The following is a 17,582-nucleotide window of genomic DNA, read 5'->3' as shown; positions in this document are numbered from 1 at the left end:
AAATGAAAATGAATATTAAAAACATATTAATAGGAAGTGCATCATCGCTTTTGTTGACAGGTTGCTTCAATTTAGACCAATATCCGCACGATTCGCTTGCCAGCGAGGATTCGTTTAATACGATAGAAGATGCACGTTTTTGGATAAACGGAATGTATGAAAATCTGAGGGAATCCACTCACGGGGTGTATATGACGTCTTCCGAATTGCAAGCCGATCTTATAGATATTCGTTTGGGAGGTTTCGGAGGCAAGATATATACTTGGGAAGAGTTTACGGCTTCGGAACCTCAGGTACAAAATATTTGGAGGAAATATTATCAAAATATAGCCAATATAAACAATTCTATCCAAGGTTTCGATCAAATTAAATCTAAAACAGAAAAGGAACGAGAAGAAATTACTCTTTATAAAGGGGAATTGCATTTGACCAGAGCGTTATATTATTCCAGATTGCTTACCCTTTTTTGTAAATCGTATGACCCCAGCACTTCAAAAACGGATTTGGGATTACCTTTACTGAAAGAACTTTTGGTAAAACCAACCGATTTGCCCGGTAGAAGTACTTTGGAGGAAACGTATGATTTCATTTTACAAGACATAGCTCAAGCGGAAAAGTATCTTCAAAAAAGAGAGAATGAAGAAGGTGCTCAACAGATGACCTCTGATGCTGCTTTATTGCTCAGAGCCCGTATGTTGCTTTACAAAGGAGAGTGGCAACAGGCTTATGAGGTTGCCGCTTCGCTGATTCAGTCGGGTACGTATCCGTTGGCAAATTCGGAGGAAACTTTACGAAAGGTATGGGCAGATGATGCAAAACAGGAAACCATCGTGCAATTGTACGCTTCTGCCGTAGAAAGAGTTGATGATAATGCTCGAAATGATTCATATACAGGGGAATATGTATATACATATCAAGGAACAGATTATCGGACTTTTACGCCTTCATTTCTTCCCAATCAATGGGTGTTGAGCCTGTATGAAGATGCTGATATCCGAAAATCAGTATATTACACACAAAAGCAAATTCGCAAAGGTGATACGGACGATTTGAAAGATTTGTATTTGGTTTACAAATATCCGGGGAACCCTAAATTACGTACAACAAAGGCAGCAAAAGCAGAACACGCCCCGAAAATTTTCCGTATAGCAGAAGCCTATTTGATAGCTGCCGAAGCCGCTTATATGAATAATGATGCAGGCAATGCTACTCAATATCTGAACCTACTCAGAACGGCTCGTAAGGCAAGCAACATAAGCGTTATGGGAACCAATTTGTTGGAAGAAATCAAAAAAGAACGTGTACGCGAATTGGCTTACGAGGGATATCGCTTGATGGATTTAAAACGATGGAAAGAAGGAGTTGACCGTACAATACGTCCCGCACAAGATGTTAATTTTATCCGAAATAATCCGGCAGAACAGTACAATATGCTTAAAAAATCTGCGGATGATTACCGAATGGTTTGGCCGATTCCTTCCGTAGAAATCGCACGGATGAAAGATAAACTCAAACAAAATCCGGGTTGGTAGTTACTAACACATTGTAAATAATAACAATCAATAAAATTTTTGGCGACATAATTTGAAAAAATTATGTCGCTTTTTTATACCGAAAATTGGTTTATAATGTGATTAATTGGGGAGTAAATTATTTCTGTAGCTTTTGTTCTTTATGATTATCTATAAATTTTATAGGTTTCGCATTAAAAATCAAATAGTTTTTTAAATTTGCCAAAAAAATAATTTTAGAATGAAGAAGAGAAATTTTGTTATTGTTTTGTTGGCAATCGGATTTTTAGGATGCCAAAACCCAAAACCAAAAACATCGGAAAATCTTGACGTTGTTTCGGAAAGTACCGAACAGCCGTTTTTGAAAAGTATGGAATATTCCAACTTGGTGGATAAAGCTACGCAGGAAGAAGTAGGAGAGGCACTCATTGAGGCAGGAATTAGTCGACAGCGGGTTGATGCGTTTTTTGAGAACGTAAACACATTTAACCAAACTGTTGGTGAGGTTGGCTTGGTGAAGGAAGGTTTTGCTACTTCTGATGATTTGATAATCAAGTATGATGAGGCTTCGATACAAACCAAATGGGACGAAAAAAATCCTGAGTTTATAGGGTACAATTGTCGTATAACGTCCTTTGATATGTTTCGGGATTTGGTTTCGACAGGTAATCCGAAAGAGATAAATTCAAGTAATTTGTTTCTTGATAAAGATGCCCTTGACACAAATGCCAAAAAAGTGTTTTCTCAGGAAGAAAATGAACGTTTTTTGTGCTTGTTTTCACGTGTACTTACGGGATATCACAAAGATGTTGCTCAGCATTTGGAAAAGGTCAAACAAGCATTTAAAGAGCGTGGGGTTCATTTCCTTCATAAAGGGGATAAGAGTAAAGCCTCGCTCATCAGCATCTTTTTTCATTCGGCAATTACCGACGAACCCGACGATGTTTTCCTTTTTGTGGGACACGTGGGTGTTTTGGTTCCGATGAAGGACGGAAAACTTCTGTTTGTTGAAAAATTAGCGTTTCAAGAACCTTATCAAGCCATTAAATTTAACAATCGTACGGAACTTAATGACTATTTGATGAATCGTTACGATGTTGAAAAGGGACAACCGACCGCCAAACCTTTCATTATGGAAAATGACGAACTGATGCAAGGTTATCGTCCTAATCCGAATAATGAATAAAACGTAAGGAAATATGTATTTAGGGAGATGAAAATTCTCCCTTTTTTATTAATTTTTTGTGAAATTCGTATGTTTATCTTAAAACATAAATGTAATTGTGTGCCTTGATTGCGTAAAAAAGTGTAAATTTGCCCCCTGAATTGTGTTAATGTTGTGTCCCATTGTAAGACAAACAAATTAAACAAACTGATGAAATATAAATTTACTATAACTCTTTTTATTGTATGTCAATGGCTTTTTGCTCAGGAATTCTTTAAAACTTCGGTGCGTGCGAGCGATGTTTCAGTATTCTTCTCACAGGGGGAGAAAACATTCCGTTGGGAATTACCCGTTTCGCAACACCAAAAGCGGATTTTACTATGGCAGGAGCGTGTATCTTCTTTTACCCAAAAGGAAAATATTCGTACCTTTGTAGGATATGAATTGACTGATTTTAGGGCGATTATTTCCATTTCTGGCGGAAAGGTTTTCGGAAATATTTTTACCGAAAAAGGGGAGGTGCATATTGATACGTCAAACGACGGCTTTCTTATTCTTCATAGCAGTACAATCCCGAAATGCGGACTTTGCTGCCAATCTTCCGAAAAGGCAAACCATACGGCACGTCCTTCAGCATCGGAAGAAAGTACACAGACGCCCAAAACCATCGTTAAGCCCGTTCCTGATGATAACGTGTTGCGTGTGTATCGTTTGGCTTTGCCCGTGGCTTATAATTTCTTTACGACACATTTTCAGAGTGATAAACAACGTGTAAAAGCCTTTTGGGCAACGACACAGGCAGGACTTAACGAAATCTATATGCGTGATGTGGGGGTTCGTTTTGAATTGGTTGATGACGAACGCCTCATACTTGACACTTCTGAAAAGGAAGTCTTTACGAATGCAGGTTCGAAGTACATTATCAGTGCGGCAACCAATGAGATAAACAAACTCATCGGTAGTGAAAATTATGATATGGGACTATTTTTGTCGCGAACTACGGCAGCTGCCCACGGTTTGGCGTATAAATCTTTCGGATATTTCAATAAAAATAAGGCATCGGCAACAACAGCAAGTACCAATTTGCACGCCATCGCTCACGAGTTGGGGCATTTGTTTGGGGCTTCACACGTACACGAACAAGGAAGCAATACTTCAGGATATTCGCACAAAACGGAAACCGGTTTGGGGCAATCGGTAATGGGATACGGAACGCCTCAGAATTTTTTTTCGTTGGTAAGTTTGATAGATATGCGAACTGACCTACTCGGAATTCCGTACTATACCAATGCTCATCGCAATAAAACTGCGGGTAAAAAAACGGCAACTCCCAATTACGATAATTTTCCTTTGGGAATAAAAACTACTTCTTCGGCACCTAAGCTCGATCTGTCTTCCGTTAAGGAAAACTATAAAATTCCGCCAAATACCTTTTTTGCATTCAACATAAGGGCTTCTTACCCTGATAAAAACCGACTTTTATATATGGCACATCCCGCTGATAAGGCTATAAATCGGGTGTCGCGTGCCAAATTCTACACACACAAACCTTCCGAACATTCTCGTATAGCTTTTGAGGAGGTGTATGGTAGTTCGGGCTACTTGGAAACATCTTTTCATACGGCTGTGGGCAATCGTTTTACTTTTTTGGTGGGCGTAAGTACGGGCAAAGACGCACATTTACGTTCTGATGAGGTGGTACGCTATGACACACGCAATTCGTTGGTAGAGGTGGTTGATGCCAAGCCTTTTCGGATTACTTCGCCTTTAGGGATATTGTACCACGCAGGTGAGAAATTTACACTCCGATGGGAGGCTGACCCGAAGGTTTTTGCAAATACACGCGTACGCATATCACTTTCCGATGATTTTGGTAAAACTTTTAAATATACGCTGGCTGAAAATACCGAAAACGACGGAGAATGTGAGTTGGTGATGCCACATACGAAATTCGGTTCGGTGGCTTACAAGAATAATATAAGTCGCGTACGTGCGGGAGTTATCAAAGTAGAGGTAATTGACCATATTGCGTATGCACTATCGGCAATTAATCCGCTGAATGAACGACGTCAATTTGCCGGAGGCTTTGAATTAGACCCTGCTACGGAAATCACCTTTACCGATGTACCGGAAAGCTATGTCGTTTTGCCTCACGGAAGTGAAGTTCCCGTAAAACACGAAGTGAAAGCTACTACCCAATGTCGAAGAAGAGGAGGAGTGGAGATTACATTTGAGGAACATATTGACGAAAACGTTTCACAATACGACAAAATCATCACACGCAAATGGACGGCAAAGGATAAATGTCAGAAAGAATCCACTTTCGTACAGTTGATTTACATAGAGAAACAGGAAGAACCTTTTAAAGAAGAAGTTGAAGACGATTTTTCTGATGAGGAAATTAATAATTCCGACAACGAAAATGGTTCTTCTGATGGAGAAACAGACAGTTCCGACAATGGAAATAGCTCTTCTGATGGAGAAACCGATAATTCCGATAGCGGAAATAGTTCTTCTGATGGAGAAACTGACAGTTCCGACAACGAAAATGATTCTTCTGATGGAAGAACAGATAATTCCGACAACGAAAAAGGCTCTTCTGATGAGGAAACCAATAATTCCGACAGCGAAAATAGCTCTTCTGATGGAAAAACAGACAATCCCGATAGTGGAAATGACTTATCTGATGATAAAAATGCTTCTGACATAGTTAAACCGAATTTGGATAACGAGGCGTGGGTGGTTTACAACGGAGTTTCTGCTGAGGCAGGTTCTGAAAACTATCTGAAAGTTGCCCCGATTGAGCGTTATACGGATTTGCATATTGAAATTTTTAATGAATTGGGTCAGAAAGTATTTGAAGCGAAAGATTATCAACGCAGAGGCGGAGTTTTCCGAGGATATTCCAATGTGAAAGGCGTGGTGGGTAAAGGTAAACGTCTGCCATCGGGTACATATTTTTACATACTCAATTATCAGGATATGACGGGGAAAAAACATACCAAAAAGGGATATTTGTATGTTAGGTAATTATATGGAAACCCTGTAACGTAGTTTCTGTTTGTTTTTAGGTAATATAATAATAAAAATATGAGGCGTTTAGTAACTTTTTTATGTTGTTTTATGGTGGCTTTGAATATTCTTTATTCACAGGAAACTTTTAAAACACAAATTAAGTCAGTTGACGTAATTGATTTGTTTTCAAAAAGTAATGATGTTATTTGGGATGTTCCAGTATCGCGAAGTGAAACCCTTTCGTTGCGATGGAATGAACAAGAAACCTCCTTCACCAAAAAAGAAGGAGTCCGCACTTTTGTTAGTTTTCAAGAGAGTGAACTGGTAGGAATTCTTTCCATAAATAAAAAGGCTGTTTCGGGTGAAGTTACGTGGAAACACGCTCGTATTCAGTTTACTACCAATTCGGAAGGATTTTTGGTGATTTCTTCGGAAAACGGACACGAATGTGGGGTTTGCAAAGATGGCTCTTGTAAGCCTTCAAAAACAGGTAAACCTAAACTTCAGGCAAGTAGCACTACAAGTGAGAATAAAATAGCCAACCGCGATGTGCTTTTTACCTATCGTTTGGCACTGCCAGTTTCTTACGCATCGTTTACGGAAAGTGAACGTGTGTTCAAAGGGAGTATTGAAAATGTAAAAAATTTCTGGGCGAATATTGAAGTACAACTTAATGCCCTATTTATGCGTGAAATAGGAGTTCGTTTTGAAGTGATTAATGATGAAAAGTTGATTATCACAGATGCCAACACCGATCGTTTTAAAGCGGATACAGGAGAGAAAATGATTAACAGAGCCACCAATGACCTTGATAGTATTTTGGGAAGGGAAAACTATGATTTTGGAGTGGTGATGACCCCTATTATGAAATTGGAACGTGGATCTTGGGTAGGTGGACTTGCTCACCTTGATGGAGCTTATGGTTATGCAAAAGGAGGGGCAATGGCGGTTCCTGTTTTAGACCTTATTGCTCACGAAATGGGACATATGTTCAATTCTTCACACACATTTACCACAGGTGGAGAAGCCACTTACTATACCGAAACCGGTAAAGGACAATCCATAATGAGTTACGGAGAGCCGCGTGATTTCTTTTCACTTGTGAGTATTCATTTTATTCGTAACCGATTGGCTCAATTGCATTATTATGAAGATAAAGCCCGCACAAAGTTGATTAAGCATTCTTCTTTTGACCATATTAATCACCCATTTGGGGAGAAAATAGCCAATAATCCTCCTGTGATAGATCGTAGTAAACTCAAAAAAAGCTATGATTTGCCCGAGTACACCTATTTTCAGTTTGAAATTCCAGCTACTGACCCTGATGATACCGAATTGACGTATATGGCACATCAGGCAGACATACGTAAAGAAAAAAATGCTAAATTTATTACCCTTAAAGGAACCAAACACAACGTTATTTCTTTTCAACCTCTTTATACTGATTTTGGAGGATTTAACCCTGATGCAGCAAGAGTTAGACAAGGAACCTATACTTTTTGGTTAGGCGTAAGCGATGGAAATCCGCAAAAAAAACGTCCCGTAATGTATGATGTTTTTGAAACGAAAGTAAATTTAAAAGCAGGAAAAACCTTTGAAATTACATCTCCTACAGAAGAAGTATATCAAGTGGGAGATAAAGTAACTCTTCAATGGAATGTTGATAGCAATTTCTTTGACGCTAACAGTAAGGTTCGTATCTTACTTTCAGACGATTTAGGAAAAACTTACAAATACACTATTGTGGAGCAAACCGAAAACGATGGTGAGTATGAGTTTACTATTCCCAATGTGATGATAGGAGTAACTACTTTCGGTGAAAGCAAAAAAGTAAATCTTCCGGCGGGTGTTTTCAAAGTGGAAGTACTTGACCATATTGCTTATGCTATCACGAATGTAACACCATACAAAATTTCGAATAACAAAAGAGTGCCTTACGGTGGCTTTAAAATTATTCCCAGAACCAACAACCCGTTGTTGCCATTGCAATTCGTAGGTGTGTTGCCTCAAAATGAAACGGTTGCTTGTGTGAATGATATCCCTGTTGCACAAACTTTAGCGGTTGATGGCGGTTGTAATCCTTCCGTGAAAGTTACTGAAACAGTCAGAAATCACACTTGTATCAATCAGTATGTACTTGAACGTACCTATACCGCTTCTGATAACTGCGGAAGCACTCCGATTGTCCTTACTCAACTCATCACGGTCTCCGATAATGAGGCTCCTACTTTTTCGGGCGAGCTTCCACAGCATATTTCCGTTGAGGAAGATAAAATTCCTTCTCAAATTGATTTGAAAGCCAATGATAATTGTGAAGGAGCAGTTCCAACAGAAAAAACACGTGAAGAAATTACTGAAAACGGACAAAAAGTAGTTGTTTATCGTTGGAAAGCATCTGATTCTTGCGGAAATCAAGCTGAACATATTCAAAAAATAACTATTTTGCCTAAAAACACATCTGGGGAAGACAATACACAAGGTGGTGAAAGTGATGCACAAGGTATTGGAAGTGATGCACAAGGTATTGGAAGTGATGCACAAGGTAGTGGAAGTGATGCACAAGGTAGTGGAAACGATACACAAAGTGGTGGAAACAATCCTCCATCTGGTGGGAACGATACACAAGGTGGTGGAAACAATTCTTCAAGTGAAGATATCATCATATATAATGGAGTTTCTACTGAAAATACTTCCGAAAACTATCTGAAAGTTGCCCCAATTGACCGTTACACGGATTTGCATATCGAAATTTTTAACGAATTGGGTCAGAAAGTATTCCAAGCCAAAGACTATCAACGCAAAGGCGGTGTTTTCAGGGGATATTCCAACGTGAAAGGCGTAGTAGGCAAAGGCAAACGTTTGCCATCAGGAACGTATTTTTACGTGTTGAAATATAAAGACCAAGACAAAAAAATGAGTCAAAAATCGGGATACTTATATGTGAGGTAAATTCACATTTTGTTTAATGAAAAACTATAAATCAATGAGATATAATTTAATTACTATTTTATGCTTTTTGTTTTTCCAGCAATTATTTGCACAGGTAAAAACATCGGAGGTTGTTCAACTATTTTCGAAAGGAGGCGAGGTTTCGTGGGAAATTTCAGTTGATAACAGCCCCAAACAAACGTTGCTTTGGCAGGAACGTCCCAATTCTATCAAGGGGATAAAAACCTTTGTGTGCTATCAAAATGGCGAGATGATAGGCGTTTTGTCGGCTGATAATCAAGGGGTTTCAGGGAATTTGAAACTCTTGGGCAAGTCGTATGACATTACTTCGGAAGGCAAAAAAGTTATTGTCGCAGAAGAAAAAACCGAAAAGGACGGAAAATGCGGCACCTGCTGCGGTGGCGGAGAACATTCGCACACAGCACGCCCTATGGCACGTCCAGAAGGTCAATTGTCAGATAAAGAAAAGGAAATTCTTAAATTTCACAGCGTTCGCTCGGATGGTGTTTTACGGGAGTACCGCTTGGCGTTACTCATTACAAACAAATATTTTTCAGATAAATTTAAAAGTAATGTACAAGAAGTGAAAAAATTCTGGGCAAGTACAGAGGCTTTTCTCAACGAATTATACCACAGAGATGTATCGGTACGATTTGAGATAGTCAACGATGAAAGACTTATTTACAAAACAGCAAGTACAGACCCATTTCATTACGCCCAAACCGCTCTTTTTATACACAATAACGGAACTACTGAAATTAATAAGTTAATATCAGAGAATGATTACGATGTTGGGGTGGTTATTCACCCGCAGGTAGGAACTACACAAGGATTGGGAAGCACAGCAGGAGTTTATGAAAAATTCCGTAAAGCCCAGTGTTTTGCTATGGCTGATGGAGCGGTTATTGCTCACGAGATTGGGCATTTGTTCGGTACGCTTCACACATTTACCAATGGGGGAAGCCAGACGTATTATTCCGAACCCAGTTTTGGGATGTCGGTAATGGGATATAATTCTCGTTCTTATCGTGATTATTTTTCATTGGTAAGTATCGCCGTTATACGGGAAAAGTTAGCAAAGATAGGGTATTATACCGATAAAAATCGTACGCAGTTGGTGTCGGGTGAGTGGAATTCAAACATTACCAATATTCCTTACGGGATTAAGCTCAATAATACGGCTCCAATCATCAACACGGCAAAAATTAAAAAAGAATATACGTTGCCACAAAACACGTTTTTTCAGTTTTATATTCCGGCACAGGATGCGGAGCAACAAAAACTGTACTACTACGCTCATCAAGTAGGCGGGTATGGTTTTCCGTATTTTACCGATGGTTCGGCAAAGTTTTTAGCTTTAAAATCCACGCAAACGGGTAGAGTTTCTTTTGAGAGAAGCTACTACCGAAAAGATTTGTACGAAATAGAAAATTCTTCTCCAACTGCTACGGGCACGTATCATTTTTGGTTGGCGGTAAATGATGCCGATTTAGCTAACAGCTCACACGGGGTTTATTACGACCAAGCGTATACCAAAGTAAATATCGTCAGTGGAACGCCTTTTAAAATCAAGGGCGGGTATAAGAACAAGTACACCGCAGGCGAAAAAGTTACTTTTACGTGGGATGTAGATAACACTATATTTAGTGGTACAAAAGTACGTATTTTAATGTCGGACGATTTTGGCGAGACCTATAAATATACGCTTTTGGCTTCTGCTCCTAACAACGGAACAGCAGAGGTAACCATTCCACATATTTCGTTGGGAAGGAAAACCCAATTTGGGAGTACCACTTCTGGTTTAGGAATTATTAAAATTGAAGTAATTGACCATATTGCCCACGATATAACGAATAATAATCCTTTGGGAGGAGGTTTTGAAATAGAAGCTTCGGCAATTACTTTTCAAAATACGCCCGAGCCTACCATTGAGGTAAAAGAGGGGGAAGTACCTGAAAAAGCGAATGTTATGGCAACCTCTACCTGTGGCAGTGGTTCACAATTCATAACACCTACTTATAAAGAAGAAAAAACACCAACACTTATCACTCGTACTTGGACGGCTACCGATGGCTGTAGCAATACGGCAACTTTTGTACAATATATTTATGTTCAAGAGGATACAACCCCTCCGACTCCGCAGGTGAGTTTTGCCAACTTCCCTGCGGATGTGAATGTATCTTGCGAAAAAGATAAACCTCAGGCAGTAAGCAGATTGCAAATTTCAGGTTGTGAGGAAAATACTGAAATTCAAGTAACACATACGGATGTAGAAACAGGTAACTGTAAAACGGGTAAAACCATTCAACGGACTTATACGGCAACGGCTTGTGGGCAGACCATTTCGCAAATGCAAACGATTATGATAGCAGGCGACAATGAAGCTCCTATTTTTTCGGGGGAATTACCGAAAAATATTTCCGTTGAGGAAGATAAAATTCCTTCTCAAATTGAATTGCAAGCCAATGATAATTGTCAAGGAGTGATTCCAGCAGTAAAAACAAGTGAAGAAATTACTGAAAACGGACAAAAAGTAGTTGTTTATACGTGGGAAGCCTCTGATTCTTGTGGAAATCGAGCTGAACATATCCAAAAAATAACAGTTTTACCTAAAAATACATCTGGGGAAGACAATACACAAGGTGGTGGAAGCAATCCTCCATCTGGTGGAAACGATACACAAGGTGGTGGAAACAATTCTTCAAGTGAAGATATTATCATATATAATGGAGTTTCTACTGAAAATACTTCCGAGAACTACCTGAAAGTTGCTCCAATTGAACGTTATACGGATTTGCACATTGAAATCTTTAATGAATTGGGTCAGAAAGTATTTGCAGCGAAAGATTATCAACGCAGAGGCGGAGTTTTCCGAGGATATTCCAATGTAAACGGTGTGGTGGGCAAAGGTAAACGTCTGCCATCGGGAACATATTTTTATATACTGGAATATAAGGATATGACAGGAAAGGAACATACTAAAAAAGGATATCTGTATGTAAGATAATATTCGGAGGCATCATAATTTTATGATGCCTTTGTTATTTAAAAAAACAAAAAACATTTTATCTTTGCCAAAAACAGTAAACAATGAAATATATCACAATTATCCTGCTTTTAGTAGGATTTTCGCAAGGTTTTGCACAAACCGAAAACTCGGGTAGGGAAGTTTATCGAGCAACTCCCGAGATGAAAACCAAATTAAAACACACCAAACTCAAAGTCTCGTTTAATTTTGAAGATCAAACCCTTGACGGAGAGGAATGGCTCACGGCATCGCCTTTTTTCTATGAGTCGGACAGCCTGATTTTAGATGCCAAAGCGATGATTATTCACGAAGTAAAAATGGAAAACAAACCGCTTTCCTATCTTTACAAAGATGATTTTTTAAGAATAAAATTGGATAAAATCTACCGAAAAGGAGAAAATTATACAATTTATATCAAGTACACAGCTCAACCCGAAAAGGTAACGGCAAAGGGCAGTCAAGCCATTAATGATGCAAAGGGATTGTATTTTATCAATCCGAAAGGAGAACTGCCAAATGTTCCTACTCAGGTTTGGACACAAGGCGAAACAGAATCTTCATCGTGCTGGTTTCCAACACTTGACAAACCCAATCAGAAAACCACACAGGAAATTTACATTACCGTTCCTGATAAATTCGTTACGCTTTCCAATGGTATCTTGCAATCTTCTGAAAAACAAAATGATAACTTGCGTACGGATTATTGGGTGATGGACAAACCTCACGCTCCGTATTTGTTTTTTATGGGAGTGGGCGATTTTGCAGTGGTGAAAGATACTCCTTGGCGAGGCAAAGTTCCTGTGGATTATTATGTTGAGAAAGAATACGAAAAGGTTGCTAAACAGATTTTTGGTCATACAGCCGAAATGATTGAGTTTTTTTCAAAAAGATTCGGGTATGATTTCCCTTGGCAGAAGTACGCCCAAATGGTGGTTCGTGATTTTGTTGCCGGAGCGATGGAAAATACCACAGCCGTAAGTCACGGAGAATCGGCACATCAAACTGCTGACGTTCTGGCGGACAATAATTATTGGGAAGCCGTTATCGCTCACGAAATGGGGCATCATTGGTTCGGAAATTTGGTAACGACTGAAAGTTGGTCGAATTTAACCATTAACGAATCATTTGCAAATTATTCCGAATATTTGTGGTACGAATACAAATACGGAAAAGATGTTGCCGATTACCATCTTACTAAATCTGTGAATCAGTATCATCACCGTCCGAACGATTTTGTAAAGGATTTGGTGCGTTTTGGGTATAACGACAAAGAGGATATGTTCGATTTGGTATCGTACAACAAAGGCGGAGGAATTTTGAATATGCTTCGCGATTATTTGGGTGATGAGGCTTTCTTTCAAGGAATTACCGATTTCTTGAAGACGTATGAATTTGGCACGGGCGAGGCACATCAGTTGCGACTTTCATTTGAAAAAATCAGTGGAAAAGACCTCAATTGGTTCTTCAATCAGTGGTTTTTCGGCAATGGAAATCCTGTGGTGAGTGTGGAGAATAACTATGATGCAGCAGCAAAACAAATTCGATTGAAAATCATTCAAAATCAGGAGGAAGCAGGCTTTTTTGAATTTCCTTTGGAAGTAGATATTTACCAAAACGGAAAATATGAACGTCATCAGGTTTGGGTAAAGGCTCGTAAGGAAAATGAATTTTTCTTTTCGGCTGAAAAATCACCTAATTTAGTGAATATCAATCCTCGAGGTGTGATTTTAATGCGTGAGGATAGTTATAAAAACGCACAAGAGTATTTGTTTCAGTACACACACGCCAAGGACTATAAAAGCAGGTCTCAAGCGGTGGAATTTGCACAATATGAACAACATAACGAATTGCTTTTGAAGGCGATAAAAGATCCGTTCTATCAAATCCGAATGGAAGCACTTAACGCATTGGCGGGGCAGAAGTTATCTTCAAAAGTACTTTCCGAAATTGAAAAAATTGCCAAAAACGACCCTAAAAATCTGGTAAAGTCCGCCGCAATGTGGACACTTGCCGCTACAAAAAGTAAGAAATATTTACCTGTTTTTGAGAAAGCTTTATCCGTGCATTCGGCTTCGGTAAAAAATGCAGCACTCAACGGCATTGCTACCATTGATGCAAAACGAGCCAAACGCTTTTTGGAACAATCTGCCCCTGAAGACCTTACAACCGACCAACTGGTGAGTTTAGCTTCGGTGGTTGTGGATAACAAAATGGAAAGATTTTTGGAAAAAGTGCTGCCCAATTTCGTGTATTATCCTTTTTTGATGGAAGACAATCCTGAAAAAGCTAAAATTTTCGAGAGAGGATATCTATGGGCAATGCAGTTGGACAATACAAAACTGGTGAAAGCCGTAGCAGAATCTTTAAAGCAAATTGCTCCGTATTCGGAGAAAGGCTCGGAAGGCAATAAAGCCATTATTCACATTTTGGATAAGGCACTTTCTGTTAAGAATACATTAAAAAGCTCGGTATCCGTACAACAACAAATTAAGTTATTACAAGAAGTTAAAGCATTGTTTTAGAAAATGTAGAAGACGAAAAATAGGCTGAAACTTTATAGTTTCAGCCTATTTTTATTTTTTAATTGCCAACTTATTTTGTAGCTTCATAAAGTAATTCAGCGATATCTAAAACTTCTACAGAATCTTCTTTTTCTTTAAATTTGATTCCGTCTGTGAGCATTGTATTACAAAACGGGCAGGCTGTAGCGATAATGTTGGGTTGTGTTTCCAAAGCGTGTTCCGTACGTAAAACATTGATATCCTTATTACCTTTTTCAGGTTCTTTGAACATTTGTGCTCCTCCGGCTCCGCAGCACAATGAACGTTTTTTACTTTTCTTCATTTCGGTCAGATTTGCTCCTAACGCTTGTAAAACCTCACGTGGAGCATCGTATATGTTATTTCCGCGACCTAAGTAGCAAGGGTCGTGAAAAGTGATTCGTTTTCCGTTTAATTTATCACGATTTACTGAAAGTTTTCCCTCTGAGATTAGTTTTTTCAGATATTGTGTATGATGCCATACTTTATAATTTCCTCCCAAAGCAGGATATTCATTCTTTAAAGTGTTGAAAATGTGAGGACAAGTGGTAACTATTTCTTTAATATTATAAGCTTCTAACACTTGAATATTCATCATAGCTTGCATTTGAAAAAGAAACTCGTTTCCGGCACGTTTTGCGGGATCTCCCGTGTCACTTTCTTCTGTTCCGAGTACAGCAAAATCAACTTTAGCTTGATGTAGCAAATGCACAAAAGCTCTAACGATACGCTTGGCACGATCGTCATAACTTCCTGCACTACCTACCCAAAAAAGAATTTCAGGAGATTTGCCTTGTGCGGCCATCTCAGCCATTGTAGGAATATTAAGTGTTTGATTCATACTTTAGTGTAAAATTAGAGATTTTCAATAGGTTTTTCTTCCTACTTTTGTTGATTATTAAGAAAACAAACCAAGCTTACAAAACTTTAAAAAGAATAATCAAAATTATATGTTATTCTTCTGCCCAATTCATCCTATCAGAACGGCTATACGCCCAAGGAGCTCCATTGTTTTCAATATTGGACATCATACTGTTAAGTTCCTGAGGTGCTGCTGATTGCTCCATAACTAAATATTGACGCATATCCATAATGATAGACAGCGGATTAATACTTACCGGACAAGCCTCTACACAAGCATTACAAGAAGTACACGCCCAAAGTTCTTCGGGAGTGATATAATCATTTAATAACTGTTTGTTGTCTTCCTTGAAAATTCCTTTATTAGAGTCAATATTTTTGCTTACTTCCTCCAATCGGTCACGAGTTTTCATCATAATGCTTCGGGGTGAAAGCTTTTTACCCGTTAAGTTGGCAGGACATTCATCGGTACATCGTCCGCATTCGGTACAAGTGTACGCATTGAGCAACTGAACCCAAGTAAGGTCGAAAACGTCTGAAGCTCCGAATTTTTCAGGAGGATTCACATTTTCTTCGGTAGTTGCAAAAGGGTCAATTGTAGGGTCTAACATCAGTTTGACTTCTTTCAAAACAGTTTGATTTACTTTTAATGCTCCTTGCGGACGCGTTGAAGCAAAAAACGTGTTTGGAAAAGCCAAGATGATGTGTAAGTGCTTCGAATAATACAAATAATTCAGAAAACATAACACTCCTATGATATGCAACCACCAACAAGTACGCTCAATGGCAATCAATGCAGATTGTGGAAAGTGATACATTAATTGACTTATCCACTGGCTTATAGGAAAGATTCCTGCCTGTAAATATGGCTCAACTTCCAATTGTTGTAAACGAAAATCAGCTGCATTCATTGTTAGAAAAAGAAACATCAAAATAGCTTCAATGTATAGAATGATATTACCATCTCTTTTTGCCCAATTTCGAAGTTCTTCTTTCTGAAATCTATTGATTTTAAAAATATTGCGTCTAATCCAGAAAACGGTTACTGAAATAATTACTAAAAAAGCTAAAATTTCAAAAGAACCAATCAAAACATTGTAGAAACTTCCTAAAAAAGAAAACAAACGATGTGTGCCGAAAATTCCATCTAAAATAATTTCAAGCATTTCAAGATTAATGATTATAAAACCAAGATAAACAAGAATATGCAAAATTCCGGCAACAGGTCGTATTGTCATTTTTCCTTGTCCCAAAGCGATTTGGAACATATTTTTCCATCGTTGCGGTCGGTTATCGGACGTATCTTCGCTTTTTCCCAAACGAATGTTGCGGATTAATTTACGAACGTTCGTTGTAAAAAATCCTACAGCAATGATTAGTAATAAACAAAATAGTATATTGGGTAGTAGATTCATAGTCAGTGCTTTGTCAATAATTGTTTTTGTATCACAATTAATTTGATTTTTTAAATGCAGATAAAAATAAAAAGCAGTCTATTTGTGATTATTAACAATTAACGACTGCTTTCTTTTAATTTATTTTTCGTTTTCCTGATATGGTTGATGTTTTTTACCAAAAACAGAGAAGTGCATATATCGTTTTGGATTCAAACGTAAATCTTCCAAAAGCAATTCCAATTGTTTGGAAGCATTTTCTACGTTTTTGTACAATCCTTCATCTTTCATTAATTTACCTACGCTTCCGTTACCGGCTTCAATATCAGCCAAAATTTTATTTAAGTTTGTAAGCATTTTTTGTGCATCTGCAGTAACTTTGCCCAATTCAGCCTGAACCAATTCATCAGAGAGTTTAGCTAAGTCAGTGGTTATTTTATTGGCATTTTGTAAGGAAATTTTCAAATTTTCCTGATTGGTAACCAGCATATTGTTCAAAGCTACCGATGTTTTACTCAAATTATTCATTGTTGCACTCAAATCACTTACGGATTTTTTCAGGTTCGCTACGGTATTGTCGTCTAACAAGGTATTAACCGACCTTAACAAAGTGTCTGAGCGTAATAATAAGTTGTTTAATTTCAATTGAGTAGGTTCTATTTTCGTACTTAAAGCTTCCAACATATCCATTTGGACTGATGCTGTTAACATATCGCCCGATTGTGCTTGCGGAGCATCATCGAAGACAGGAATAATTTGCAGCCCCGCACCTCCTAAAAGACTGTTGTAGAGTTCCAATTTACTGTTTTTTGAAAAAGTAAAATCTTTTGAACAAGAGATGGTAATCTTTATTTTGGCTGTTTTCTCTTCTATTTCAACGGATTCTACCACCCCAACTTGCACACCATTAACTGTTACTTGAGTTCCGGATTTCAATCCGCCCGAATGGTCAAAAATTGCGTAGTAGGTGTTTGTTCTTTTGAAAATCGATTTGGATTTCAAAAAGTTAAATCCTATAAAAAAACAGGCAATGCCCGCAATGACAATGAACGCCGTTTTAATTTCTTTGGTTAATTTCATTGAATTTATTTTTGAATTTGAGAGGCAAAAATAAGTATA

General features: G+C 38.3%; 9 protein-coding genes. 6 read left to right on the top strand and 3 right to left on the bottom strand.

Annotation, left to right across the window (positions count from 1 at the left end; all coding sequences use genetic code 11):
* Window positions 1-8: 8 nt before the first annotated feature.
* From GN105_RS08765 to GN105_RS08740, 6 genes are all read left to right on the top strand, one after another.
* Entirely contained in the window at window positions 9-1,532 is a 1,524-nt protein-coding gene (locus GN105_RS08765) for a RagB/SusD family nutrient uptake outer membrane protein (protein WP_173014987.1), read from the top strand.
* A gap of 220 nt (window positions 1,533-1,752) precedes the next feature.
* Window positions 1,753-2,697 carry a DUF4300 family protein gene (locus GN105_RS08760; RefSeq protein ID WP_155285028.1) on the top strand — a complete coding sequence of 315 codons (945 nt, stop codon included), beginning with the start codon at window positions 1,753-1,755 and terminating at the stop codon, window positions 2,695-2,697.
* Window positions 2,698-2,886: 189 nt separating this feature from the next.
* A complete protein-coding gene (locus tag GN105_RS08755; protein ID WP_155285027.1) occupies window positions 2,887-5,706 on the top strand; it encodes a T9SS type B sorting domain-containing protein in 2,820 nt (939 codons plus the stop codon).
* 60 nt (window positions 5,707-5,766) lie between these two features.
* Window positions 5,767-8,640 carry a T9SS type B sorting domain-containing protein gene (locus GN105_RS08750; protein WP_227977351.1) on the top strand — a complete coding sequence of 958 codons (2,874 nt, stop codon included), beginning with the start codon at window positions 5,767-5,769 and terminating at the stop codon, window positions 8,638-8,640.
* 34 nt (window positions 8,641-8,674) lie between these two features.
* A complete protein-coding gene (locus GN105_RS08745) occupies window positions 8,675-11,647 on the top strand; it encodes a T9SS type B sorting domain-containing protein (RefSeq protein WP_173014986.1) in 2,973 nt (990 codons plus the stop codon).
* A gap of 83 nt (window positions 11,648-11,730) precedes the next feature.
* On the top strand, window positions 11,731-14,190 hold the full coding sequence (locus GN105_RS08740) for a M1 family aminopeptidase (RefSeq protein ID WP_155285025.1): 2,460 nt from the start codon (window positions 11,731-11,733) through the stop codon (window positions 14,188-14,190).
* Window positions 14,191-14,260: 70 nt separating this feature from the next.
* Here GN105_RS08740 and GN105_RS08735 read toward each other — a convergent pair whose 3' ends face one another.
* The 3 genes from GN105_RS08735 to GN105_RS08725 all read right to left on the bottom strand — a co-directional run bounded on the left by GN105_RS08735 (window position 14,261) and on the right by GN105_RS08725 (window position 17,543).
* Window positions 14,261-15,049 carry a (Fe-S)-binding protein gene (locus tag GN105_RS08735; RefSeq protein ID WP_155285024.1) on the bottom strand — a complete coding sequence of 263 codons (789 nt, stop codon included), beginning with the start codon at window positions 15,047-15,049 and terminating at the stop codon, window positions 14,261-14,263.
* Between the two features lie 112 nt (window positions 15,050-15,161).
* Window positions 15,162-16,484 carry a 4Fe-4S dicluster domain-containing protein gene (locus GN105_RS08730; RefSeq protein WP_155285023.1) on the bottom strand — a complete coding sequence of 441 codons (1,323 nt, stop codon included), beginning with the start codon at window positions 16,482-16,484 and terminating at the stop codon, window positions 15,162-15,164.
* A 120-nt stretch (window positions 16,485-16,604) separates the two neighbouring features.
* Complete coding sequence (locus GN105_RS08725) at window positions 16,605-17,543, bottom strand: MlaD family protein (RefSeq protein ID WP_155285022.1); 939 nt, start codon at window positions 17,541-17,543, stop codon at window positions 16,605-16,607.
* Between the last annotated feature and the right edge of the window lie 39 nt (window positions 17,544-17,582).

Source organism: Capnocytophaga felis, assembly GCF_009684755.1.
GTDB classification, from domain to species: Bacteria; Bacteroidota; Bacteroidia; order Flavobacteriales; family Flavobacteriaceae; genus Capnocytophaga; species Capnocytophaga felis.
This window is presented reverse-complemented; position numbering and strand designations above follow the sequence as displayed.